The 23,123-nt window shown below is 56.8% G+C and carries 17 protein-coding genes and 2 pseudogenes; 13 read left to right on the top strand and 6 right to left on the bottom strand.

Annotated features, from left to right (window positions below):
* The 3 genes and pseudogenes from rpsD to rplQ all read left to right on the top strand — a co-directional run.
* Positions 1–102 (top strand): annotated as a pseudogene (gene rpsD / locus B3Y70_RS14325) (30S ribosomal protein S4); the annotation flags it as partial.
* A 35-nt stretch (positions 103–137) separates the two neighbouring features.
* The gene (locus tag B3Y70_RS14320; RefSeq protein ID WP_008174911.1) at positions 138–1,142 is read left to right on the top strand and encodes a DNA-directed RNA polymerase subunit alpha; all 1,005 of its coding nucleotides are present in this window, start codon (positions 138–140) and stop codon (positions 1,140–1,142) included.
* A 33-nt stretch (positions 1,143–1,175) separates the two neighbouring features.
* On the top strand, positions 1,176–1,574 hold the full coding sequence (gene rplQ / locus B3Y70_RS14315) for a 50S ribosomal protein L17 (protein WP_011784264.1): 399 nt from the start codon (positions 1,176–1,178) through the stop codon (positions 1,572–1,574).
* A gap of 72 nt (positions 1,575–1,646) precedes the next feature.
* Here the strand turns inward: rplQ and uvrA are convergent, their stop codons facing one another.
* Positions 1,647–4,469, bottom strand: coding sequence for an excinuclease ABC subunit UvrA (gene uvrA, locus B3Y70_RS14310; protein ID WP_288589977.1), 2,823 nt, complete (start codon positions 4,467–4,469; stop codon positions 1,647–1,649).
* A 164-nt stretch (positions 4,470–4,633) separates the two neighbouring features.
* On the opposite strand from uvrA, the gene B3Y70_RS14305 reads away from it, so the two are divergent.
* The 3 genes and pseudogenes from B3Y70_RS14305 to B3Y70_RS17615 form a co-directional block, all read left to right on the top strand.
* Complete coding sequence (locus B3Y70_RS14305; protein WP_023007572.1) at positions 4,634–6,004, top strand: MFS transporter; 1,371 nt, start codon at positions 4,634–4,636, stop codon at positions 6,002–6,004.
* A gap of 57 nt (positions 6,005–6,061) precedes the next feature.
* Positions 6,062–6,586 (top strand): single-stranded DNA-binding protein, encoded by a 525-nt coding sequence (ssb, locus tag B3Y70_RS14300; protein ID WP_273030136.1) that lies wholly within the window; start codon positions 6,062–6,064, stop codon positions 6,584–6,586.
* Between the two features lie 45 nt (positions 6,587–6,631).
* Positions 6,632–6,703: pseudogene (locus tag B3Y70_RS17615) on the top strand (DUF6701 domain-containing protein); the annotation flags it as partial.
* Positions 6,704–6,718: 15 nt separating this feature from the next.
* Here B3Y70_RS17615 and ntrC read toward each other — a convergent pair.
* The 4 genes from ntrC to glnA all read right to left on the bottom strand — a co-directional run bounded on the left by ntrC (position 6,719) and on the right by glnA (position 11,617).
* On the bottom strand, positions 6,719–8,152 hold the full coding sequence (ntrC, locus tag B3Y70_RS14295) for a nitrogen regulation protein NR(I) (RefSeq protein WP_273030134.1): 1,434 nt from the start codon (positions 8,150–8,152) through the stop codon (positions 6,719–6,721).
* Positions 8,149–9,249, bottom strand: a complete 1,101-nt coding sequence (glnL, locus tag B3Y70_RS14290) for a nitrogen regulation protein NR(II) (RefSeq protein WP_286895090.1) — start codon at positions 9,247–9,249, stop codon at positions 8,149–8,151. Before glnL ends, ntrC begins: the two co-directional genes overlap by 4 nt.
* A 243-nt stretch (positions 9,250–9,492) precedes the next feature.
* Positions 9,493–10,017 (bottom strand): DUF4124 domain-containing protein, encoded by a 525-nt coding sequence (locus tag B3Y70_RS14285; protein WP_273030132.1) that lies wholly within the window; start codon positions 10,015–10,017, stop codon positions 9,493–9,495.
* Positions 10,018–10,213: 196 nt separating this feature from the next.
* Positions 10,214–11,617 carry a glutamate--ammonia ligase gene (gene glnA, locus B3Y70_RS14280; protein WP_011784288.1) on the bottom strand — a complete coding sequence of 468 codons (1,404 nt, stop codon included), beginning with the start codon at positions 11,615–11,617 and terminating at the stop codon, positions 10,214–10,216.
* 393 nt (positions 11,618–12,010) lie between these two features.
* Between glnA and typA the strand changes: the two genes are divergently transcribed.
* The 5 genes from typA to B3Y70_RS14255 all read left to right on the top strand — a co-directional run bounded on the left by typA (position 12,011) and on the right by B3Y70_RS14255 (position 17,912).
* The gene (typA, locus tag B3Y70_RS14275; RefSeq protein ID WP_273030130.1) at positions 12,011–13,822 is read left to right on the top strand and encodes a translational GTPase TypA; all 1,812 of its coding nucleotides are present in this window, start codon (positions 12,011–12,013) and stop codon (positions 13,820–13,822) included.
* A 119-nt stretch (positions 13,823–13,941) separates the two neighbouring features.
* On the top strand, positions 13,942–14,904 hold the full coding sequence (gene pip, locus B3Y70_RS14270; RefSeq protein WP_153741284.1) for a prolyl aminopeptidase: 963 nt from the start codon (positions 13,942–13,944) through the stop codon (positions 14,902–14,904).
* 107 nt (positions 14,905–15,011) lie between these two features.
* Positions 15,012–15,467 carry a D-aminoacyl-tRNA deacylase gene (gene dtd / locus B3Y70_RS14265; RefSeq protein WP_153741285.1) on the top strand — a complete coding sequence of 152 codons (456 nt, stop codon included), beginning with the start codon at positions 15,012–15,014 and terminating at the stop codon, positions 15,465–15,467.
* A gap of 490 nt (positions 15,468–15,957) precedes the next feature.
* The gene (locus tag B3Y70_RS14260) at positions 15,958–16,956 is read left to right on the top strand and encodes a porin (RefSeq protein ID WP_264766303.1); all 999 of its coding nucleotides are present in this window, start codon (positions 15,958–15,960) and stop codon (positions 16,954–16,956) included.
* 95 nt (positions 16,957–17,051) lie between these two features.
* Entirely contained in the window at positions 17,052–17,912 is an 861-nt protein-coding gene (locus B3Y70_RS14255; RefSeq protein ID WP_273030127.1) for a CYTH domain-containing protein, read from the top strand.
* On the opposite strand, the gene B3Y70_RS14250 is transcribed toward B3Y70_RS14255, so the two are convergent.
* Complete coding sequence (locus B3Y70_RS14250) at positions 17,889–19,082, bottom strand: potassium channel protein (protein WP_273030126.1); 1,194 nt, start codon at positions 19,080–19,082, stop codon at positions 17,889–17,891. The two genes, B3Y70_RS14255 and B3Y70_RS14250, sit on opposite strands and share 24 nt — an antisense overlap.
* Before the next feature lie 80 nt (positions 19,083–19,162).
* Here B3Y70_RS14250 and glnE point away from each other — a divergent pair, with 80 nt between their 5' ends.
* Both glnE and B3Y70_RS14240 read left to right on the top strand, forming a co-directional pair.
* Positions 19,163–22,063 (top strand): bifunctional [glutamate--ammonia ligase]-adenylyl-L-tyrosine phosphorylase/[glutamate--ammonia-ligase] adenylyltransferase, encoded by a 2,901-nt coding sequence (glnE, locus tag B3Y70_RS14245; RefSeq protein WP_286895099.1) that lies wholly within the window; start codon positions 19,163–19,165, stop codon positions 22,061–22,063.
* Positions 22,064–22,142: 79 nt separating this feature from the next.
* Entirely contained in the window at positions 22,143–23,066 is a 924-nt protein-coding gene (locus B3Y70_RS14240) for a branched-chain amino acid transaminase (RefSeq protein WP_273030124.1), read from the top strand.
* Positions 23,067–23,123: the final 57 nt, after the last annotated feature.

Here is a 23,123-nt window from a genome sequence, read left to right as displayed (position 1 = left end):
GACGCCAACAAGATGTCCGGCGTTTACAAGTCAGTACCTGAGCGTACTGAACTGCCGGCCGACATCAACGAGAACCTCATCGTCGAGCTTTACTCCAAGTAAAGCCCAGTTAGCAACGATAGCAGATAGGGGCGTCTATGCAGCGTTCAGTACATGAGTTATTGACACCTCGTACCATTGACGTGAAAGAGTCCAGCGCTACGCGCGCCAAGGTGACCCTGGAACCGCTCGAACGCGGTTTCGGGCACACCCTGGGCAGCGCGCTGCGCCGTATTCTTCTGTCTTCGATGCCGGGCTGCGCCGTGACTGAAGCACAGATCGACGGTGTCCTGCACGAGTACAGTGCCATTGAAGGTGTCCAGGAAGACGTCATCGAGATTCTGCTGAATCTCAAGGGCGTTGCCGTAAAGATGAACGGCCGTGACGATGCTGAGCTGACCCTCAGCAAGAAAGGTCCGGGCGTGGTGACTGCCGGCGATATCAAGCTGGACCACGATGTGGAAATCGCTAACCCGGAGCACGTGATCTGTCACTTGAGCGAAAACGGCGAAGTGAACATGCGCTTGCGCGTGGCACGGGGCCGTGGCTACGAGCCGGCTGATCAGCGTGGTCTGGACGAGGACGAAACTCGTGCCATCGGACGCTTGCAGCTGGATGCAACGTTCAGCCCGGTTCGTCGTGTGGCCTATGCCGTCGAGAGCGCTCGGGTTGAGCAGCGTACAGACCTGGACAAGCTGGTTATTGATCTGGAGACCAACGGTACCATCGATCCGGAAGAAGCAATTCGCCGGGCCGCTACCATTCTCCAGCAGCAGCTGGCTGTGTTCGTCGATTTCGATCATGAGAAAGAGCCTGAGCGTGTAGAGGAAGAGGAAGAAATCGATCCGATTCTGCTGCGCCCGGTTGATGATCTGGAGTTGACTGTGCGTTCAGCTAACTGCTTGAAGGCTGAAAACATTTACTATATCGGCGATCTGATCCAGCGCACGGAAGTGGAGCTGCTGAAGACGCCTAATCTAGGCAAAAAGTCGCTGACCGAGATCAAGGACGTTCTTGCGTCCCGTGGTCTGTCTTTGGGTATGCGTCTTGATAACTGGCCGCCGGCAAGCCTTCGTGGTGATGACCGGGTTCTGGGCGGTTGATCGCCGATTAGTTTAAGGTAAGGAATCAGAGCAATGCGTCATCGTAAGAGTGGTCGTAAGTTCAACAGGACCAGTGCGCATCGCAAGGCCATGTTCCGTAACATGACTGCGTCACTGGTTGAGCACGAGCTGATCAAAACGACGCTCCCGAAAGCCAAAGAGCTGCGTCGGGTAGCTGAGCCGTTGATCACGCTCGCAAAGAATGATTCGGTAGCAAATCGTCGTCTGGCGTTCTCTCGCCTGCGTAGCGATGCTGCGGTAGCCAAGCTGTTTGATGAGCTGGGCCCCCGTTACAGCGAGCGTCCGGGTGGTTATCTTCGTATTCTGAAGTGCGGTTTCCGTGCTGGCGACAATGCCCCGATGGCATTCGTTGAGCTGGTCGGCCGTCCTCTGGACATCGAAGCTGAAGAGATGGACGACGACGAAGAGTAAGTTCTTCTGAGTCCATAAAAAAACCGGGTTCCGCAAGGTTCCCGGTTTTTTTGTGCCCGTCGTTCGGGCGGGCTATTTGGTAAGCATCGGTTTGAGGTACCGTCCGGTGTGCGACGCCGGATTGGCGGCGACTTCCTCGGGCGTTCCTTCGGCAATAATCTGTCCCCCACCGGACCCACCTTCCGGACCGAGGTCGACAATCCAGTCTGCGGTCTTGATGACGTCCAGGTTGTGCTCGATGACGACGATGGTGTTGCCGTGATCGCGCAAACGCTCCAGTACGTTCAAAAGTTGCTGGATATCGTAGAAGTGCAGGCCGGTCGTGGGCTCGTCCAGGATGTACAGGGTTTTGCCTGTGTCCCGTTTGGACAGCTCCTTGGCCAGCTTGACCCGCTGTGCTTCGCCCCCCGACAGGGTCACTGCGCTCTGGCCCAGACGAATGTAGGACAGGCCCACGTCGATTAGCGTTTGCAGTTTTCTGGCGATGAAGGGGACTGCGTCGAAAAACTCCCGGCCCTCCTCAACGGTCATTTCCAGAACCTCGTGAATGTTTTTGCCTTTATACCGGACCTCGAGGGTCTCCCGGTTGTAGCGTTTGCCCTTACAGATGTCGCAGGGCACATAGACGTCTGGCAGGAAGTGCATTTCGACTTTGATGACACCATCGCCCTGGCAGGCCTCGCACCGGCCGCCCTTCACGTTGAAGGAGAAACGGCCAGGTTTGTAGCCGCGTGAGCGTGCCTCCTGAGTGCCGGCGAAGAGTTCCCTGATGGGGGTAAACAGGCCGGTGTAAGTGGCGGGGTTAGACCTGGGTGTCCGTCCGATAGGGCTCTGGTCAATGTCGATCACCTTGTCGAGCTGATCAAGTCCTTTCAGGCTCTTGTAGGGCGCATGATTGAGGCTGGTCGCTTTGTTCAGTTTGGCGGCCGCGACCGGATAGAGGGTGCTGTTAATCAGAGTGGATTTGCCTGAGCCCGATACCCCGGTAACGCAGGTCATCACGCCTAGCGGCAGCGTGAGCGTTACGTCCCGGAGATTGTTGCCGGAGGCGCCGGTCAGTACCAGCTTCTTGCCATTGCCCTTGTTTCGCTCAGAAGGTACCGAGATCTCCTTCTCGCCACTGAGATACTGACCTGTCATTGAAGCCGGGTTGGCAATAATCTCTTTCGGGGTTCCCCGCGCGACAATCTCTCCGCCGTGGACGCCAGCGCCGGGGCCAATGTCAATAACGTAGTCGGCAGCCCGGATAGCATCTTCGTCGTGTTCCACCACAATCACCGTATTGCCAAGGTCCCGGAGGTGGGTGAGGGTGGCAAGCAGTCGGTCGTTGTCCCGCTGGTGCAGGCCAATGGACGGCTCGTCCAGAATGTACATCACGCCCACCAGGCCTGCCCCTATCTGGCTGGCCAGCCTGATGCGCTGGGCTTCGCCGCCCGAGAGGGTGTCTGCGCTGCGTTCCAGGGTGAGGTACTCGAGGCCCACGTTGACCAGAAATTGCAGGCGCTCCCGCACCTCTTTCAGGATTTTTTCTGCGATTTCACCTTTGCGCCCGGGCAATGCCAGAGTGCTGAAGTAGCGATGAGCATCACCCACGGGGAGGTGGGTAATTTCCGGGAGGTTTCGTTCTTCGATAAAGACGTGACGGGCACTGCGACGCAGGCGCGAACCGCCGCAGTCTTTACAGGGTTGTGTGCTCAGGTTGCGAGCCAGTTCCTCGCGCATGCCCTGCGATTCCGTCTCGCGGTAACGGCGTTCCAGATTCGGCAGTATGCCCTCGAACGGGTGGGCCTTTTCCATGATATGACCGCGAGAGTTCACATAACGAAAGGGAATGTCCTCGTCGCCGGAGCCATACAGGAGCACCTCCTGGAAGTTTTCAGGCAGCTCTTCCCAGGGTGTTTCCAGGTCAATGCCGTAGTGTTCGGCAACACTGGTCAGCATCTGGAAGTAGTAAACGGCGCGACGGTCCCAGCCTTTGATGGCTCCTGATGCGAGGGTCGCTTCCGGGCTCTGGATCACCTTTTCGGCATCAAAGAACTGGCGCACCCCCAGGCCGTCGCAGGTGGGGCAGGCGCCGGCCGGGTTGTTGAACGAAAACAGGCGAGGTTCCAGTTCGCTCAGGGAGTAGCCGCATTGGGTGCAGGCATAGCGCGCCGAGAAGGTGTGTTCCTCGCCTTCTCCACTCATGGGCGCCACCAGAGCAATGCCGTCGGCCAGCTCCAGGGCGGTTTCGAAGCTCTCGGCCAGTCGTTGCTCCAGCCCCTCCTTGACTTTGAATCGATCGACCACAACGTCAATCTGGTGCTTGCGCTTCTTGTCCAGGGCAGGAACGTCGTCTATGTCGCATACGGCTCCGTCCACTCTCAGGCGGATGAAGCCCTGGCTGCGCATGGTGTCGATCACCTGCAGATGCTCACCTTTGCGATCCCGGATCACCGGCGCCAATATCATCAGCTTGCTGCCTTCCGGCATGGCGAGAACCTGGTCAACCATCTGGCTCACGGTCTGGGCTTCCAGCGGCTGGCCGTGATCAGGACAGCGGGGTTCACCAGCGCGAGCGAAAAGCAGTCTCAGATAGTCATAGATCTCGGTGATGGTCCCCACGGTAGAGCGGGGGTTGTGAGACGTGGATTTCTGCTCGATGGAGATGGCTGGCGACAAGCCTTCAATGTGATCCACATCGGGCTTTTCCATCATCGAGAGGAATTGCCGTGCGTAGGTGGACAGCGACTCGACATACCGGCGCTGGCCCTCGGCATAGAGCGTATCGAACGCCAATGAGGACTTGCCGGAGCCGGACAGACCGGTAATGACGATCAGTTTGTCCCTTGGCATATCCAGGTCGATGTTTTTCAGGTTGTGGGTGCGCGCGCCCTTGATCTGGATATGGTCCATAACACCTCGCTTGGTAAAAACTGCCAGTATATCGGTTTCGGGTCGTTCCGGCTAAGTGCGGAACGACCCGCTCTGCGGGTGTCCCGTCGCCGGGGTGGTTCTGGTACAATGCGCCGCCTGCGGTTACCGGCCGCTCACCATTCATTCAAACCGCACGGGTAGGCATGAACGCGCTCGAAAAACGCTCAGTTGTGGCTCTGGCTTCGGTATACGCCATGCGTATGCTGGGCCTGTTTATGGTCATGCCCGTGTTTGTGCTGCTGGGTACGGACCTGCAGGGTGCGACGCCGGCGCTATTGGGCCTGGCGATTGGTGCTTACGGCCTGAGTCAGGCGCTGCTTCAGATCCCCTTCGGCCTGTTGTCGGATCGGGTTGGCCGCAAGAAGATGATCTACCTGGGGCTTATTCTGTTTGCCAGCGGGAGCCTGCTGGCCGCGTCGACCGACTCAATATACGTTGTGATCGCCGGTCGGATTCTTCAAGGTGCCGGTGCCATCGCCAGTGTATTGATGGCACTGCTGTCAGACCTCACCCGAGAGGAAGAGCGCACCAAGGCCATGGCCACGGTGGGCATTTCCATTGGCCTGTCGTTTTCCGTGTCGCTGGTGCTGGGCCCGTTGCTGGGCGCGGCCTGGGGCTTGTCTGGCATCTTCTACGTGACGGCAGTGATGGCCCTGTTGGCCCTTGTTGTGGTCGCCAGGGTGGTGCCTACGCCACATACCCATAAAGTCAGCGCCGATACCCATCCTGCCCGCGAAATGGTCGGGCGCGTTCTGGCCGATGGCCGCCTGCTGCGGCTCGACTTCGGAATCTTTGTGCTGCACCTGGTTCTGACGGCCCTGTTCCTGGTCTTTCCGACCATGCTTCAGGATCAGTTGGGATTGGCCAGCAGCTCCCACTGGTGGTTCTATTTGAGTGTGATGGTGCTTTCTTTCTTTGCCATGGTGCCCTTTATCATCATTGGCGAAAAGAAACGCAAAATGAAGCCGATACTGTGCATGGCCATTGCCTTGCTGACAGCGGCAACAGCAACGCTGACTCAGGTGAATGCCAGCCTCTGGGCAGCCTGGGGTGTGCTATTTTTCTTCTTTATGGCGTTCAATCTTCTGGAAGCCAGTCTGCCTTCGTTAATCAGTAAAGAGGCTCCGGCTGCCAGTAAGGGAACGGCCATGGGGGTTTATTCCACCTCCCAGTTTTTTGGTGCTTTTCTGGGTGGAGCTCTGGGAGGTTATCTGCTGCAGAGCGCTGGCGTGGAGGGAGTGCTCTGGTTGATGGCCGGGTGCCTCCTGGTGTGGCTGCTGGCAGCCTTGACCATGCCGGCCCCGAGCTACACGACCAGCCTGGTTCTGGAGCTGAGGGATGCGCTGGAAAATACCTTTGACGACGTGGACCGTCAGCTACGAAGGCTGCCGGGCGTGAAGGACGTTGTGATTGTTGAAAATGCATCGACAGCCTACCTGAAGGTGGACCGTCAGCATTTTCGGGAAGATCAGCTTGCGGACTTTGACTTTGTCCGGCAGGGTAAGAGTACTTAAACACAGGATGCTGGCATGGATGGCTGGCACTCCGCAAAACATGATCAGGAGCATACGATGGCACGAGGCGTAAACAAGGTAATTCTCATTGGTAACCTGGGGCAGGACCCGGACACTCGCTATACCCCCAACGGCAACGCTGTGGTTAACCTGAACCTCGCCACAGACGAGAGTTACAAGGATCGCCAGACCGGACAGATGGTGCCGAAGACCGAGTGGCATCGGGTTGTGCTGTTCGGCAAGGTGGCTGAAGTGGCTGGGCAATACCTGCGCAAAGGCTCCAAGGTCTACATTGAAGGCAAGCTGCAGACCCGGAAATGGCAGAACAAGGAAGGGCAAGATGTCTACACCACCGAAGTGGTTGTGGATATCAATGGCCAGATGCAGATGCTGGACAGCCGGGGCTCTGAGGGCGGTATGAATCCGGGGGCTCCCCAGGGACGGCCGCAGCAGCAGCCGCAATACAATGCGCCGCCCCAGCAGGGTGGGCAGGCTGGTGGCTACAACAACCCGTCACCCCAGCAGCAGGGTGGTGGCATGCCTGAGCCGATTGATGATTTTGATGATGATATTCCGTTCTAGGATATACCTGATATATAAAGTGTAAAGTATCAGTATTAAAGCCCTGAAGGCATCGCTACCTTCGGCGTATACCGAGGCAGTGACCGTATCATTTATTGGTGGGAAGCCACTGACTAAGGTGAAGGAGGAGTTTTAATCCTCCTCCCCCTCCGGCTGATCCATCCCCAACTCATTGATTTTCCGGGTCAGCGTATTCCGCCCCCAACCCAGCAGAATGGAGGCATCCCGGCGGCGGCCGCCGGTGTGCTTCAGCGCAGTTTCAATCATGATTTTCTCAAACTCGGGCACCGCGGTATCCAGTATGCCTTTCTTGCCGCGCTTCAGTTCCTGTTCTGCCCAGTTCCTCAGGCCTTCCTGCCAGGTCAGACCGGTAGCAGCATGCTCGTTTTCCGCTTGATGCAGCAGTTCCGGGGGCAAGTCATCAATGTGGATCTCCCGGCCACTGGCCATGACGGTCAGCCAGCGGCAGGTATTTTCCAGCTGGCGGACGTTACCGGGCCAGGGCAGGGTGGTGAGGTATTCCTCTGCGTCCGGGCGCAGGATCTTGGGTTCTACTGCCAGCTCTTTGGCTGCTCGCTTGAGGAAGTGCTGCATCAGGCGTGGAATGTCTTCGCGGCGTTCGGCCAGCTTGGGCAGGTGCACGCGAATGACATTCAGGCGGTGGAACAGATCTTCTCGGAAGTTGCCGGCCTGTACCAGATTTTCCAGGTCTTGATGGGTTGCGGCGATGATGCGGACATCCACTTTGATGGGGGTGGTGCCGCCTACCCGGTAAAACTCGCCATCGGCCAGCACCCGCAGCAGTCGAGTCTGAGTGTCGGCGGGCATGTCGCCGATTTCATCGAGAAACAGGGTGCCACCGTTGGCCTGTTCAAAGCGGCCCTGGCGGGCGGCACCGGCGCCGGTGAAGGCACCCTTTTCGTGGCCGAACAATTCGGATTCAATCAGGTCTTTGGGTATCGCCGCCATGTTCAGGGCGATGAACGGGTTTCGTGCTCTGGGGCTGTGATTGTGCAGGGCCTGGGCCACCAGTTCTTTACCGGTGCCGCTCTCACCGTTGATCAGTACCGTGATGTTGGAGTGAGACAGCCGGCCAATGGCCCGGAAAACCTCCTGCATGGCCGGGGCTTCACCGATAATTTCGGTATTGCGTGGTGTAGCATCGGCCTGGGGTTCGCTGGCGGCGCGTTTTTCATGGCTGTGGGCAACGGCCCGTTTTACCAGTGCGACTGCGTCATCCACATCAAAGGGCTTGGGCAGGTATTCGAAGGCGCCGGTCTGGTAGCTGGTCACCGCGCTTTCAAGATCCGAGTGCGCGGTCATGATGATAACCGGCACATCCTGATGCAGTTCGACGATCTGGGCGAGCAGGGTAATACCATCCACCCCTGGCATCCGGATATCGCTGATGATGGCGTCCGGTTGCTCGTGTTCCAGCCGCATCATGATGCTGTCGCCGCTGTCGAATACGCGCGGTTGCATGCCAGCCTGGCTCAGGGCGCGTTCCAGCACCCATCGAATACTTCTGTCATCGTCGATAATCCAGACGTTTGCCGGTTGGCTCATTTGCTGTCCTCCAGAGGCAGGAAGATGATGAAATCAGTTCTTCCGGGCTCACTCTCGCACTCCACCAGCCCCCGATGCTGGCCGATGATGCTTTGGGTAATGGAAAGGCCGAGTCCGGTGCCCGAGGCCCGACCACTGATCATGGGGTAAAAGATGTTCTGCAACAGCTCCGGCGGGATGCCCGGGCCGTTGTCTATAATGTCGACCCGGCACACCAGTCGGTGACGGCGATGGCCGATGGTGAACTGCCGCAAGGCCCGGCTGCGAAAGGTAATGGTGGGCGTTGCGGAACGCCCGCTTGCGGCTTCGTTTTCGAACGCCGCCTCCATGGCGTTGCGGGCGATGTTCAGGAAGGCCTGGATCAGTTGCTCTTTGTCGCCGGGAAATTCCGGGATGCTCGGGTCGTAGTCGCGTCTCAGGCGCACTCGGCCTTTGCTTTCGGCCTCAATCAGAGTACGGACCCGCTCCAGAATTTCGTGGATATTGGTGGGCGCAATCTTCAGGGCTTTGTTCGGGCCGAGCATGCGATCCACCAGGCTGCGCAGACGGTCCGCCTCGTCGATAATCACACGGGTATACTCACGCTGGTCGTCGTCTGAAAGCTCGCGGTCCAGCAGTTGCGCCGCGCCACGGATGCCGCCCAGCGGGTTCTTGATCTCGTGGGCCATGCCCCGCACCAGGATTCGCGTGGTCTCCTGTTGCGAGATGATGTCTTCTTCCCGGCTGATACGCATCAGTCGGTCTCGAGGCTGGATCTCGATCAGCAGTTCGGTCGGGTCCAGGCTGATGGGAGTCACCGAGTAATCCACCGTCAGTCTGGCACCGCTGATCAAAGCAAATTCAGCTTCCCGGCGGGTGTAGGACTGGCCGTTCTCCACTGCGGCATGCAGAGTGGTCAGGGCATCTTCGGAATCCACCAGAACCTCCTGTAAGGGGAGGCCATGGCTTCGGGTCATACTGGTTTCAAACAGGCTCTCGGCGGCGGGGTTGAGGTAACGGATAGCCAGATCATCGCCAAGTACCAGTACTGCGGTTGTCAGACTGTCCAGAATGCTCTTGTAACTGCTTCCGGATATGGTGGCTGGATGGAGTGGCATGCGTTGCTTCCGTTCTCGACTCATAGGATGTACCCCTGCGGCTGCAAAAAGCGAACCAGTTTTTTGGCATCGGGTAGCCAATGGGCAAGGATCGGGCAGAACGGGCGCGGTAGCCGGTACGCGGTGCTGTAGCTTGGTGCAGTAGTGAACGGTCTGGCGACAGGCAGCCCGGATTTTGCCCCTTGGCTGCCCAAAGTATGGTCACAACATGGTGCAATTGCACCATGGTGGTGCAGATAAGATTTAGTTGAGAACGGATGGGCGGTGAATCGTGAAGGTAATTGAATTGCCGGATTTCACGCGTACTCCGTTTTCATCGACAATATGAACACTCGCATTGTGAGTGCCCCGGTCGATATTGCTGACGGCTACTGAGCCTGAGCTGCTTTGCCCGACCGGTTGTCCATCCAGGGTCACTTCAAATTTATGGCCCCGCTTCAGCGGTGGTGTACTTTGAACCTCGAAAGTGACGTTGCCGTTGCCGCTGTGAAAGGCCTGTTCATTGGCCGGATACTGGAATGAGACAGCCTGGTAGGCTGCGCCCTCACGTTCCACCCGCTCGCGGAGTTGTTCGGGTTCCTGAACCGCTTCCGGCTTGGGCAGGGTGATGGTGGTCACGGGCTTCACCTGGACTTCTTCACCGCCTTCCATGGGTTCGTCGGAAAAGCTGACGTTGCCATAGGCGTCAACGTGGCGGTAGACCTCGCTATGTGCTGTGGTCGAAGCCAGCATCAGCAGGCCAGCGGCGAGTACGAACGGTGCTTTCATGGCGGTAACCTGTGGTAATGAACTGCTTTGATTATCGATTGCGGGCAAGGTCATTTCAATGTTGTGGCCTGCTTCCTTGGTTACATATCGTTAAGGGCGTGGGTCTTGGTTCAGAACTGGGATTGAGGCCACAAAAAAGCCCCGCGCGGGGCGGGGCTTATGGCCTGCATAGTCTGCACCGAATTGGTGCGGAGCTTTAGCAGGAGTAGTACAGATCGAACTCGACCGGGTGAGTGGTCATGTTCAGACGCTCGACTTCGCCACGCTTCAGGTCGATGTAGCCTTTGATCATGTCTTCGGTGAACACACCGCCACGGGTCAGGAACTCGTGGTCTGCTTGCAGGCAGTCCAGGGCCTCGGACAGAGTCTCGGCAACCTTCGGAATGTTCAGGGCTTCTTCCTTCGGCAGGTCATACAGATCCTTGTCCATGGCATCGCCAGGGTGGATCTTGTTCTGGATACCGTCCAGGCCGGCCATCATCAGGGCGGCAAAGGCCAGATACGGGTTAGCGGCCGGATCCGGGAAGCGCACTTCAATACGACGAGCTTTCGGGCTGTTCACGTACGGAATACGGATGGAGGCAGAACGGTTACGGGCAGAGTAGGCCAGCATAACCGGTGCTTCATAGCCCGGAACCAGGCGCTTGTAGCTGTTGGTGGCCGGGTTGGTGAAGGCGTTGATGGCCTTGGCATGCTTGATCACACCGCCGATGTAGTACAGGGCTGCTTCGCTCAGGCCCGCGTAGCTGTCGCCGGCAAACAGGTTCTTGCCGTCTTTGCTCAGGGACATATGAACGTGCATACCGGAGCCGTTGTCACCCACAACCGGCTTGGGCATGAAGGTGGCGGTCTTGCCGTAGGCGTGAGCTACGTTGTGCACGCAGTACTTCAGGATCTGAACTTCGTCTGCCTTGCGGGTCAGGGTGTTGGCGCCAACACCGATTTCACACTGGCCAGCGGTGCCCACTTCGTGGTGGTGAACTTCAATTTCCAGGCCCATGGATTCCATGGCGGCACACATGGCGCCACGCAGGTCGTGCAGGCTGTCGACCGGCGGAACCGGGAAGTAGCCGCCTTTTACGCCCGGGCGATGGCCAATGTTGTTGCGGTCGAAGTCTTCGCCGGAAACCCACGCGGCTTCTTCAGAATGGATGTGGTAAGAAGCGCCTTGCATGTCCACGTTCCATTTGACGGAATCAAACACGAAGAACTCAGGCTCCGGGCCGAACAGAGCGCCATCAGCGATGCCGGTGGACTTCAGGTATTCTTCGGCGCGACGGGCAACAGAGCGGGGGTCGCGCTCATAACCCTGCATGGTAGAAGGCTCTACAATGTTGCAGGTGATGTTGACCGTGGTTTCTTCGGTAAACGGGTCCAGAACGGCGGTTTCGTCGTCCGGCATCAGGATCATGTCGGATTCGTTGATGCCTTTCCAGCCGGCAATGGAGGAGCCGTCGAACATCTTGCCGTCAGCGAAAAAGTCTTCGTCCGCCTCGGTGGCGGGCAGGGTCACGTGCTGCTCTTTACCACGGCTGTCGGTGAAACGCAGGTCAATCCACTTGACTTCGTGTTCTTTGATCAAATCAATCGTCTTGGACATTGTGCATGCTCCGTAAGGTTTTACATGTTCGTTGTGCCGGATCGTTCAGTGTTCTGAGGCCCGATCTTTTTTCAGGTCAGGGAAGCTTACCAGAAGCTTGTGGTCCTTACCTTCACTATGCGGCTGCTTTGGCATAAGCAATCGGCTTGCCAGTTTTTGTCGGCTGCGCCAGAACAGCGCAGCGACAAGGCTTTCGGGCTAATGTGGCGCAGCTTCCTGGCCGAAGACCATGCTTATTGCACCACTGCGGTGCACCATGGTGGTGCAAGTTCTCTGATAACGCATAATTATGGTGCAAGCCCAGATTGGTTACATATTAGGCACTAATCTTCATATTATCGCCATGGACTTTTCGATATACTGCGCGCCGCTAATTTCTTCAGGATACCCGTTGTGATTGATAAGCTTAGAAACGTTGCCATTATTGCCCACGTTGACCATGGCAAGACTACCCTGGTTGACCAGCTGCTGCGCCAGTCTGGCACGCTGGACCGGAAAGAGCTCGAAAACGAGCGTGTAATGGACTCCAACGACCAGGAAAAAGAACGTGGCATTACCATTCTGGCAAAAAACACTGCTCTAAAATGGAAAGACTACGACATCAATATCGTAGACACCCCGGGCCACGCTGACTTTGGTGGTGAAGTAGAGCGTGTAATGAGTATGGTGGACAGTGTGCTGCTGGTGGTGGATTCCATCGACGGCCCCATGCCGCAAACCCGTTTCGTGACTCAGAAAGCTTTCGCAGCGGGCCTGAACCCGATTGTGGTCGTGAACAAAATTGACCGTCCGGGTGCCCGCCCGGATTGGGTGGTGGATCAGGTGTTTGACCTGTTCGACAACCTTGGTGCCACCGATGAACAGCTCGACTTCCCGATAGTCTATGCCAGTGCGCTGAACGGCATCGCCGGCATGGATCATGAGAATCTGGACGACAACATGGACGCTGTGTTCCAGGCCATTGTTGATCATGTGCCAGCGCCTTCGGTTGATCTGGATGGCCCGTTCCAGATGCAGATCTCCCAGCTGGACTACAACAGTTTCCTGGGTGTCATCGGTATCGGTCGCATTATGCGCGGTAAAGTGAAGACCAACACCCCGGTGGTGGCTATCGGTGCCGACGGCAAGAAGCGTAACGGTCGTATCCTGAAGATCATGGGCCATTCCGGCCTGCAGCGTGTGGAAGTTGAAGAAGCCCAGGCTGGCGATATTGTGTGTGTGAGTGGCCTGGACCAGCTGTATATTTCCGATACCCTGTGTGATCCCTCTAACGTTGAAGCGCTGCCGGCGCTGACCGTAGACGAGCCCACCGTATCCATGACCTTCCAGGTGAACGATTCCCCGTTCGCCGGTAAAGAAGGCAAGTATGTAACCAGCCGTAATATCAAAGAGCGCCTGGAAAAAGAGCTGCTGCACAACGTAGCGCTGCGGGTGGAAGAAGGCGACTCGGCCGACAAGTTCAAGGTATCCGGCCGGGGTGAGCTGCACCTGTCGGTTCTGATCGAGAACATGCGCCGCGAAAACTTCGAGCTGGCCGTGGGCCGGCCGGTGGTGGTAATCAAGGAAGTCGACGGCCAGAAGCAAGAGCCGTACGAAAACGTGATCATTGATATCGAAGAGCAGCACCAGGGCCCGATTATGGAGCAGATGGGGCTGCGCAAAGGTGACATGACTAACATGATCCCGGACGGCAAGGGCCGTATCCGCCTGGAATACACCATTCCGGCCCGTGGCCTGATCGGTTTCCGGAACACCTTCCTGACCATGACTTCCGGTACCGGCATCCTGACCTCCACCTTCAGCCACTACGGCCCGGTGAAGATGGGCGACGTAACCAGCCGTCAGAACGGTGTCATCGTTTCCATGGCCACCGGTACTGCGCTGACCTATTCGCTGGAAACCCTGCAGAGCCGGGGCAAGCTGTTCCTGGACCCTGGCCAGGAAATCTATGAAGGCCAGCTGTGCGGTATCCACAGCCGTGATAACGACCTGGTGGTTAACCCCACCAAGGGCAAGAAGCTGGACAACATGCGTGCCTCCGGTAAGGACGAAGTGATCGGCCTGGTGCCGCCTATCAAGTTCACTCTTGAGCAGGCGCTGGAGTTTATCGACGACGACGAACTGGTTGAGGTAACGCCCAAGTCCATTCGTCTGCGCAAAAAGCTCCTGACCGAAAACGAGCGTAAGCGCGCTAACAAGAAGTAACTCTTCCGGGGCCAGGAAATCGTTGTGAGGCAGTAAACGCTTCCGTCTGTTTTCCTGGCCCCTGTATTTTCCTCGCCCGTCTCAGCTAGACTGCCGTTATCCCCGAAACGGAGTTTTCCATGCTGACCCTCTATCCTGAAATCGAGCCCTACGCACGCCACCGACTGGCGGTGGATCATCCCCATGAGCTGTACCTCGAGGAATCCGGCAATCCGGACGGAATTCCGGTGATTGTCGTTCATGGCGGGCCGGGTGGCGGTTGTGAGGATTACCACCGGCGCTTTTTCGACGCCGAACGTTTCCGGATTATTTTGCTGGATCAGAGGGGCGCCGGACGATCGACCCCGTTGGCCGAGCTGGAGGGTAACAGCACAGACAAACTGGTTGAGGATCTTGAGGCGGTTCGGCATTTTCTCGGCATCGATCGCTGGTTGCTGTTTGGGGGAAGCTGGGGCTCCACGCTAAGCCTGGTCTATGCCGAAACCCATCCAGACCGGGTTCTGGGGTTGGTGTTGAGAGGTATCTTTCTGTGCCGGCCCCAGGATATTCACTGGTTTTATCAGGACGGCGCCAGCCGGGTATTCCCGGATTACTGGCAGGACTACCTTGCCCAGATTCCGGAGGTGGAGCGGAATGATATGGTGTCGGCCTACTACCGGCGCCTGACCAGTGCCAATGAGCTGGTGCAGATTCAGGCCGCGAAAGCCTGGTCCGTCTGGGAAGGGCGGTGCGCCACATTGCATCCCAATCCCAAAGTAGTAGAGCATTTTGGCCACCCTCATGTGGCCATCGCGCTGGCCCGGATTGAATGCCACTATTTCATGAATCATGCGTTCCTTGAGCCCGACCAGATCGTGCGTGATGCCTCGCGGCTAAAGGACATTCCGGGCGTGATTGTTCACGGCCGCTATGACATGGTTTGCCCGCTGGATAATGCCCTCGCGCTGAGTAAGGCCTGGCCGGAGGCGGAATTTCAGATTATCCGGGATGCTGGCCACTCGGCATCCGAGCCGGCAATTGTGGATGCCCTGATGCGGGGCGTTGAGAATGTGGTTGCCAGAAGTCTTCCCTCTGTTGGCTGAGAATGCGACTTTTTATTGATCTGACAGGGTTGCGGTGGTCTTGCGGGCTCTATACACTTTTCGCGTTTCAGAAATTTAACCCTCGGTGTTAACGCTCAAGGGAATGAATGAAAGGACTGATCCAGCGCGTTTCGGAAGCCAGTGTAGCCGTGGATGGTGAAACGATTGCCCGTATTGGTCCCGGGTTGCTCTTGCTCCTCGGCGTAGAAAGGAACGATACACTGAATGAGGCAAAGGAACTGTGCCGAAAAATCCTCTCCTATCGGGTTTTCCCCGATGAGCAGGGCCGGATGAACGTGAATGTTCAGGATGCCGGTGGCTCATTACTTGTAGTCCCTCAGTTTACGCTTGCTGCTGACACGTCCTCTGGCACGCGCCCGGGTTTTTCCCTGGCGGCCGCACCGGAGCTGGCGAACCGGCTTTATGGTGACTTTGTGGCTGAAGCAAGTAGCCAGCTAGGCGTCGAGCGTGTAGGTACGGGGAAGTTTGGTGCAGATATGAAAGTGGCACTGATCAATGATGGCCCGGTTACCTTTATGTTGGAGTCTGCCCGGAGAGGGTAGTGCACAAAAATGTGACGCAGTTGCCAACAGTGCCTCACGAAAGTGCGTGATTTGGGGTATTGTTTTGTGGCCTCAGAATGTGAAGGCCTCGGTTGGAAGGTAACCGGTTGTTTTGTGGATTTTTTTCGTTATCTGGCCCTGAATTTGTTGTGGAAACGGGAGAGGTTGTTAGTCCAGGCTGATCTAACGACAAAGGTTACGAATGCAAATGGGGCTAAAAAATGGCCATTAAAAATTTGCAAAAAATGGAACATTGTATTAAAGCAGGTTCATCACGCAGAGCTTTAATAAAGCTGTGTAAGTGGTTGAGATCTAAGGCAAGCGTGCTTGTCTTATAAAAAGAAGAAAAGCTGTTCCCACAGGAATGACAGGGGCAGTCAGATACCCGGCAGGCAGAGCCAAGCGTTGTGCCGGCCAATAAAAATCGGGATTTAGACCCGTCGAAAACCTGAGTTAACTCAAAAAGGAAGACGCAACATGAAAAAAAACGATTCTTGCTTCTGCTATTGCAGCTGCAACCTTCTCTGGCGCTGCGCTGGCAGAGCCTACTCTGTCTGCTTCCGAGCTGGCGGCGAAGATGGATTCCATGCCGAGCGTGTATGGTAACATTCAGTACGTTGTGACCCACGCAAACGTAGACGGCGGTGGTTCTGCTCTCGAGCACGCGGACAACGGCTCTACCCTGGGCGTTAAGCACGATCACGAAATTGCCCCGGGCGTCACGGGTTTTTTCAAGCTTGAGCTTGAGGGTATCAACGCTGACGATAAAGGCAGCAGCAGCGGTATTGATAAGCTTGACGAGGCTTACGTTGGTATTAAAGGCGACAGCTTTGGCCAGGTTTGGGTTGGTTCCGACGATTCAGTATACGAGAGCGCCATCGTAAAGATTGGCAACTTCCATGAAGTTGGTTCTGACATCTTCGGCAACTACTCCACAGGTGAAGGTGATCTGGTTCAGTATATGTCCCCGTCCTTCGGTGGTTTGACTTTGGCTGCTGCTGTACAGGTTAATGGTGACAATGATACCAAGGGCGGCAACGACAAGTCTTATCCTTACCAGTTGGTTGCAACTTACTCGGTCGATGCGCTTGAAATCTCCGCAGGTGTTGATTCAAATGACGGTGGTAGTGCGTCCGACAACAACGAAAACAGTTATGGCTTGAACGTTACTTACAATGCTGGTGACTTTAGCCTGATTGGCGAGTATCAGACCCGTAAAGACGTCAATGACATCATTGGTGTGATGGGCGTCTACACCATGGGCAAGAATCAGTTCGCCCTTTCCTACCAGATGCTTGATGACGATGCTTCTGGTGACAAGAACGACACCATCATTCTCCAGGCTTTGCACAACCTGTCTCACCACATGTATGTATACTTCGAAGGCTATCTGAGCAACGCTGACGAAGAGATCTACAGCGTTGAGAACGAGCCGGGCACTGGCGACGAGCAGTCCATCGCCGCTATCGGTGCTGTTTACTACTTCTGATCAGCTAACAAGCTAATCTAGTAGTTGTAAAAGCCGGTGACTCTGTCACCGGCTTTTCTGTTTTGGCAGGAAAAGAAATCATCAGGAGCGCTCCAGTGGCCACGGAACTTGAAGTAAAGCTGACCCTATCGGAATCCGCACAGTCCCGGGCCTTCGAGTGGCTCAAAGGTCAACCGGGTGCAAGCGAAGGTCCGGTTAAAACACTGGTCAATCGCTACTACGACACCCCGAATGCTGCGTTGAATCAGGTCCGTGCCGCGTTGCGAGTCCGTCAGGCCGGTGATCGCTACATCCAGACCTTGAAAACCCAGGGCGAGTTCGTAAACGGAGCCCATCGCCGCCAGGAGTGGGAGTGGGATCTGCCGGGGCCGGATCTGGATCTTGAGCTTCTGGAACAGACTCCGTTGAGATCTGAGGTCGACCTTGGCGAACTGGAGCTGGCATTCGAGACCAACTTCCAGAGGCGCATTATCATGCTGGAGCAAGCAGAGTCCGTCATTGAGGTCGCTCTGGACTCCGGTGAAGTGGTGGCAGGAAAGCAGGCAAGGCCCCTGCATGAAGTGGAATTTGAGCTCAAAGCGGGCGAGCCCACGGCTCTGCTTGAAAATGCCCGCGCTCTCGCACAAGCCGTTCCGGTATTTCTGAACCTTGTTAGCAAAGCCGAGCAGGGCTACTACCTTGCCGGAATCTACCGCCCGTCACTGGCATTGCCAGCTTCAGGATTCAGCTCGGTATCCTTTCTGCATTACTTGAGTCTGGCCTGGTTAACCGGTGATGCGGTGTGTCTGCCCGCAAGTGCGCTTGCGGAGATTGAGCAGCAGGCGGAAGCGGCCGGGCTATTGTCGCAGTGGAGGCCGGTAGCCAAGGCGCTGGAAGCCGGCATTGCCGTAGTGACCCTGGTTGAGCAATTTCCTGAGTTCGGTCAGTTACAGCTAGCGCTCGCTGCCGCCAGCTGAAAGGTTTTCTTCAGAGCTCTCGGTGGCGGCTTTCTGGTTTTGCTCGTGCATGGCACGCCACTGCTTGAGAAACTCCCGATACCGGTCAAGCGCTTCCTCTACCACTGACACCTCCGGCGTCTCGCTGGAGCGAACCAGAACAATCAGCCCCTTGCCCTCAACCTCGGCGTTGGTATCCGGGTGGCAGATGACTTCATTGTCGTGATCAATGTAGGCCAAGGCCGTTCCAATGCCGTGGCGGATCAGAGCACTGACAATATCCGCCCAGGTAAGGTCGTCGAGCTTGAGATCATAACGATGCGGATGATCTCGCTCGTAGTTGAACATGTCTTCCAGAACTTTTTCGGAACCAGGGGCAACCACGGAGCGAACCATGATTTCAGGGTAGGTGCGCACGGGGCGAATGGTGGTGCGAACGCCCAGTGCTTTGAATCTTGCACGGTTGTGGTCGCCGACACATTCAACGGTGGTTCTCCCGCCCAGATTGGATTCGGCCAGCCGGTGGGCAATATCGAAGGTCAGGCTGTCGGACATCGGGTCCGATTCATCCGCCGCCAGCACGATGATGTGCTTGGCGCTGCCGGCGTGCACGGACTTCAGAGCTTCCGGGTCGTTCCCTGCACCGTGGAAATGAACGACACCGCAGTCCGACAATTCTGCCGGCAGCCCTCCCGGAAATTGCCGCGTAAGCAGCATTATCGGCACCGTGTGGTACTCAGGGACCGAGCGAATCTGCGAGGCGAATCGCATGAAGTACTGCTCGCCGCCGCTTCGAGGGGTGTTGATGATGACAATGTGGTCTTTCATTTTGTAAATCCAGCGTCCAGTCAGTATGCGTTCTCTGCGGTAGAAACGGTATTCGATGTAATCACTGACGATCAGGGTCAGTAGCGTAATGGCGGAGATAAACATCAGCAGGATGGTGCTGATGCGGCCAACGGGCGTTACCGGCGAGTAGTCGCCATAGCCCACGGTAACCAGTGTCGTCATGGTGAGCCACACGGCTTCGAAGAATGAGAGCGGTTCTGCTGCCCAGAGGATCAGCGTATGTGTGACAACGAGTCCGCCGAGGATAGTAAAGAGTCGGTTTATCCGGCTTCGGATGAGCCCGCCCATAGGGAGGTGAGATTGGGTGTGCTCCGGATTCAGAGGGCGTCTATTTCGCATCATGGAGAGCGGGTGCCTGTTCAGTCCTTGGCGAGTTCGTTATACAGTACCTGAAATATATCAGAGAGACAGAGGGTTGCGTTATGTCTGAGCCATGGACTTCACTGCCGGGAGCGCTCAAGGAGGAGATTTCCGGATGCTGGCCATCGGTATTCCCGGAGGGTCTGCCCGGCTGGCTGGCCGGTGACCATGTCTCCGAGGCCGATGTGGCAGAGGCCATCGCTCGAAGCCTGTTTCTCCGGCAAACCCTTGAACGACATCCGGAGCAGATTCGGCCAGCCGTTGCTGCCCGGCCTTTGACTGAACCAACCACAGAGGCCTGGCTGGCTGATCGCTGGCGGGATTACCTCCAGAACGTTGACTCTGAACCGGCCTTGCATGCAGCACTTCGCCAGTACAGGCGGGAAGTGCAGTTCCGGATTATCTGGCGGGACCTTATGAAGTGGGCCGATTTGCATGAAACCATGGCCGCTACCAGTGCCTTTGCGGATACCGCCATTGATGGTGCCTTGAATTGGCTCTACGAGCGAGCCTGTGAAGAGTTCGGTACTCCCATGGGTGATGACCCGGTAACCGGGCAGGAGGCACCCCAGAAAATGGTGGTGCTTGGAATGGGCAAGCTCGGCGGCCGGGAGCTGAACGTTTCCTCCGATATCGACCTGATTTTTGCGTTTCCCTCAAAAGGCGAAACCCAGGGCGGCCGGCGTGCTCTGGATAATCAGCAGTTCTTTATCCGGCTTGGCCAAAGGCTGATTCAGGCGCTGGACCAGATTACTGCCGATGGCTTCGTGTTCCGGGTGGATATGCGCCTGAGGCCATACGGCCAGAGTGGCGCGCTCGCTCTTAGTTTTGCGGCCCTGGAAACCTATTACCAGGATCAGGGGCGCGATTGGGAACGTTACGCCATGGTCAAGGCCCGCGTTGTGGCTGGCGACCAGCGTGCCGGTGAGGTGCTGATGGCGAGCCTCAAGCCCTTTGTTTACCGCAAATACATTGATTTCAGTGCGTTCGAGTCGCTTCGTAGCATGAAAGAAATGATTAGCCGGGAAGTTCGCCGGAAGGGGCTGGAGAACAACATCAAGCTCGGCAGTGGCGGCATTCGGGAAATAGAGTTTGTGGTGCAGGCGTTCCAGTTAATCCGTGGCGGGCGTGATCGGGAGCTGCAACAGCGTGAGTTGCTCCAGATCTTGAAGGAGCTCGAGGAACTGGAGTTGCTTCCGTCCCGGGTGGTCAGCGAGCTGCGAGACGCTTATGTGTTTCTGCGCAATCTCGAACATGCCCTTCAGGGTATGGAAGACAAGCAGACCCAGATTCTGCCTGAGGATGCGCTCTCCTGCGCTCGGGTTGCTCGGATTATGGGCTTCGATAGCTGGGAAGACTGCCTGTCTGCGCTGGATGAACACCGAAGCCGGGTGGCTCGTCATTTTGCGGATATTATTGCTACGGAAGATCAGGATGAAGCTGATGAGAGCAGCGTAGACGACGGCTGCTACGAGTTGTGGTTATCGGAAATGGACGAAGCCGCTGCCGTGGGGTGGCTGGAGCAAAGCGGGTTTGAGGACCCGGAGGGCAGCTACAAGCGACTGGCCAGCCTGCGTGATAGCCGAACCGTGCAGACCCTGCAGACTCAGGGGCGCAAAAGGCTGAACCAGTTTGTGCCGCTCCTGATTAACGCCCTGATGGATGTGGAGAATCCTTCGGAAACGCTGGACCGTGTGCTGCAACTGGTTGAAGCCATTCTGCGCAGAACCGCCTATATGGTTCTGTTGATGGAAAATCCCGGAGCCATGACGCAGTTGGTGCGGCTGTGTAGTGAAAGCCCCTGGATTGCTCGCCTGCTGGCGGATACGCCCTTGCTCCTGGACGAACTTTTGAATGCGGAGAGCCTATACAGTCCGCCGGCCAAGGAAGAGTTGCAGGATGATTTGCGTCAGCAAATGCTGCGGATTCCGTATGAAGATCTGGAAGAGCAGATGGAGGCTCTGCGTTACTTCAAGAAGGCCCATGTGTTGAGGGTGGCGGCCTCAGAGTTAAAGGGCACGCTGCCGCTGATGAAAGTGAGTGATTACCTGACCTGGATTGCCGAGGTGGTGCTGGATCATGTGGTGGATGTGGCGTTCTCGAATCTGGTCAGCCGGCACGGTTACCCGCGGTGCGCCGATGGCTCCGCCTGTGATACCGATTTCGCCATCATCGGTTACGGCAAGCTCGGCGGTATCGAGCTGGGCTACACCTCAGATCTGGATCTGGTGTTTGTGCACCAGGCTGATCCTCAACTGGCCACCGATGGCGACAAGCCTATTGATAACGCCGTGTTCTATACCCGGCTCGGCCAGCGAATCGTGCACATTCTCAGTACCCAGACACCCTCCGGGCAGCTCTACGAAGTGGATATGCGATTGCGCCCCTCGGGTAACTCCGGCTTGCTGGTGAGTACCTTGCAGGCGTTCGAGAAATACCAGCAGGAGGATGCCTGGACCTGGGAGCATCAGGCGCTGGCCCGCGCCAGGGGAGTGGCAGGCTGCGACGATACGCTCAAAGCGTTCGAGGATATTCGCCACCAGATACTGTGCCGACAACGGGACAAGGCGTCGCTTCGGCAGGAGGTGGTCGATATGCGTGAGAAAATGCGCAGCAACCTCGGGACACCCGCAGCCCGGCAGAATGACGTTTTCCACATCAAGCATGACAACGGTGGCATCGTAGATGTCGAGTTCATGGTGCAGTACCTGATGCTGGCTTGGTGTCCGGAACACCCGGAGCTGACCCAGTGGAGTGATAACATCCGCCAACTGGAAGAATTAGGCCGCGCAGGCGTTTTGCCAGTTGACGACACTGAGCGGCTACGGGAGGTGTTCATCACACTGCGCTCCACCATCCACCGCAGAGCTTTGCAGAACCTTAACAGCCAGGTCGAGGGCGGAGCCTTCACGGAAGAGCGTGACTACATCCAAAGTATGTGGAAAAAAGTCATGGTTGAGTAGCAAGCTAAATTTATTTCGGGCAGCGTTTGCTGCTAGAATGCCAGTTCCCCGAAAACCGCTTACTCAGGAGCAGAACAGAATGTCGATGGCTGATCGCGATGGCCTTATCTGGCTGGATGGTGAAATGGTTCCCTGGCGGGAAGCCAAAACCCACGTCCTCACCCACACCCTGCACTATGGCCTGGGTTGCTTTGAAGGTGTGCGTGCCTACAACACCGCGAATGGCCCGGCGATTTTCCGCCTTAAAGAACATACCGATCGGCTGTTCCGCTCAGCGCACATCCTGAACATGAAGATGCCGTTCTCCAAGGACGAGATCAACGAGGCCCAGCGAGCAGCGGTGCGGGAAAACAATCTCGATGAGGCTTATCTGCGCCCGATGGCATTTCTGGGCTCTGAGGGCATGGGTCTGCGTGCCGACAATCTGAAGGTGCATGTGATGGTTGCGGCCTGGAGTTGGCCGTCTTACATGTCTCCGGAAGCGAAGGAGCTGGGCATCAAGGTGCGCACCTCGTCCTACACTCGCCACCATGTAAACATCACCATGTGCAAGGCGAAGGCCAACGGTAATTACATCAATTCCATGCTGGCCCTGAATGAAGCCATCTCCGGTGGTGCCGAGGAAGCGCTGCTGCTGGATAACGAGGGCTACGTGGCGGAAGGTTCCGGTGAGAACATCTTTATCGTGCGTGATGGTGTATTGCACACCCCCGAGCTGACTTCCTGCCTGGAAGGTATCACCCGTGCCACTATCATTGACTTCGCCAAAGACCTGGGCCTGGTGGTGAAAGAACGCCGCATCACCCGCGACGAAGTGTACATTGCCGAAGAAGCCTTCTTCACCGGTACCGCCGCAGAAGTACTGCCCATCCGCGAACTGGACGGCCGCCAGATTGGCGAAGGCAAGCGTGGGCCGATTACCGAAAAGTTGCAGAGTATGTATTTTGATGCGGTGAAGGGGAAGCTGGCTGCGCATCAGGAGTGGCTGACGGCAGTTCGCTAACCGGGTAATCGTGCTCGATCAGTGTAGAAGCCGCCCCAAGTTTTCCGTGGGGCGGCT

It is taken from the genome of Marinobacter sp. UBA5687, assembly GCF_002420325.1.
Lineage (GTDB): Bacteria > Pseudomonadota > Gammaproteobacteria > Pseudomonadales > Oleiphilaceae > Marinobacter > Marinobacter nauticus.
Note: the sequence above shows the minus strand (reverse complement) of the source record. Positions and strands in the feature narration are given on the sequence as shown.

Excerpts from the sequence above, each read along its gene's own strand:
- B3Y70_RS14320 (WP_008174911.1), top strand. The coding sequence starts at position 138 with ATGCAGCGTTCAGTACATGAGTTATTGACACCTCGTACCATTGACGTG.
- rplQ (WP_011784264.1), top strand. The coding sequence starts at position 1,176 with ATGCGTCATCGTAAGAGTGGTCGTAAGTTCAACAGGACCAGTGCGCAT.
- uvrA (WP_288589977.1), bottom strand. The coding sequence starts at position 4,469 with ATGGACCATATCCAGATCAAGGGCGCGCGCACCCACAACCTGAAAAAC.
- B3Y70_RS14305 (WP_023007572.1), top strand. The coding sequence starts at position 4,634 with ATGAACGCGCTCGAAAAACGCTCAGTTGTGGCTCTGGCTTCGGTATAC.
- ssb (WP_273030136.1), top strand. The coding sequence starts at position 6,062 with ATGGCACGAGGCGTAAACAAGGTAATTCTCATTGGTAACCTGGGGCAG.
- ntrC (WP_273030134.1), bottom strand. The coding sequence starts at position 8,152 with ATGAGCCAACCGGCAAACGTCTGGATTATCGACGATGACAGAAGTATT.
- glnL (WP_286895090.1), bottom strand. The coding sequence starts at position 9,249 with ATGCCACTCCATCCAGCCACCATATCCGGAAGCAGTTACAAGAGCATT.
- B3Y70_RS14285 (WP_273030132.1), bottom strand. The coding sequence starts at position 10,017 with ATGAAAGCACCGTTCGTACTCGCCGCTGGCCTGCTGATGCTGGCTTCG.
- glnA (WP_011784288.1), bottom strand. The coding sequence starts at position 11,617 with ATGTCCAAGACGATTGATTTGATCAAAGAACACGAAGTCAAGTGGATT.
- pip (WP_153741284.1), top strand. The coding sequence starts at position 13,942 with ATGCTGACCCTCTATCCTGAAATCGAGCCCTACGCACGCCACCGACTG.
- dtd (WP_153741285.1), top strand. The coding sequence starts at position 15,012 with ATGAAAGGACTGATCCAGCGCGTTTCGGAAGCCAGTGTAGCCGTGGAT.
- B3Y70_RS14250 (WP_273030126.1), bottom strand. The coding sequence starts at position 19,082 with ATGATGCGAAATAGACGCCCTCTGAATCCGGAGCACACCCAATCTCAC.
- glnE (WP_286895099.1), top strand. The coding sequence starts at position 19,163 with ATGTCTGAGCCATGGACTTCACTGCCGGGAGCGCTCAAGGAGGAGATT.
- B3Y70_RS14240 (WP_273030124.1), top strand. The coding sequence starts at position 22,143 with ATGTCGATGGCTGATCGCGATGGCCTTATCTGGCTGGATGGTGAAATG.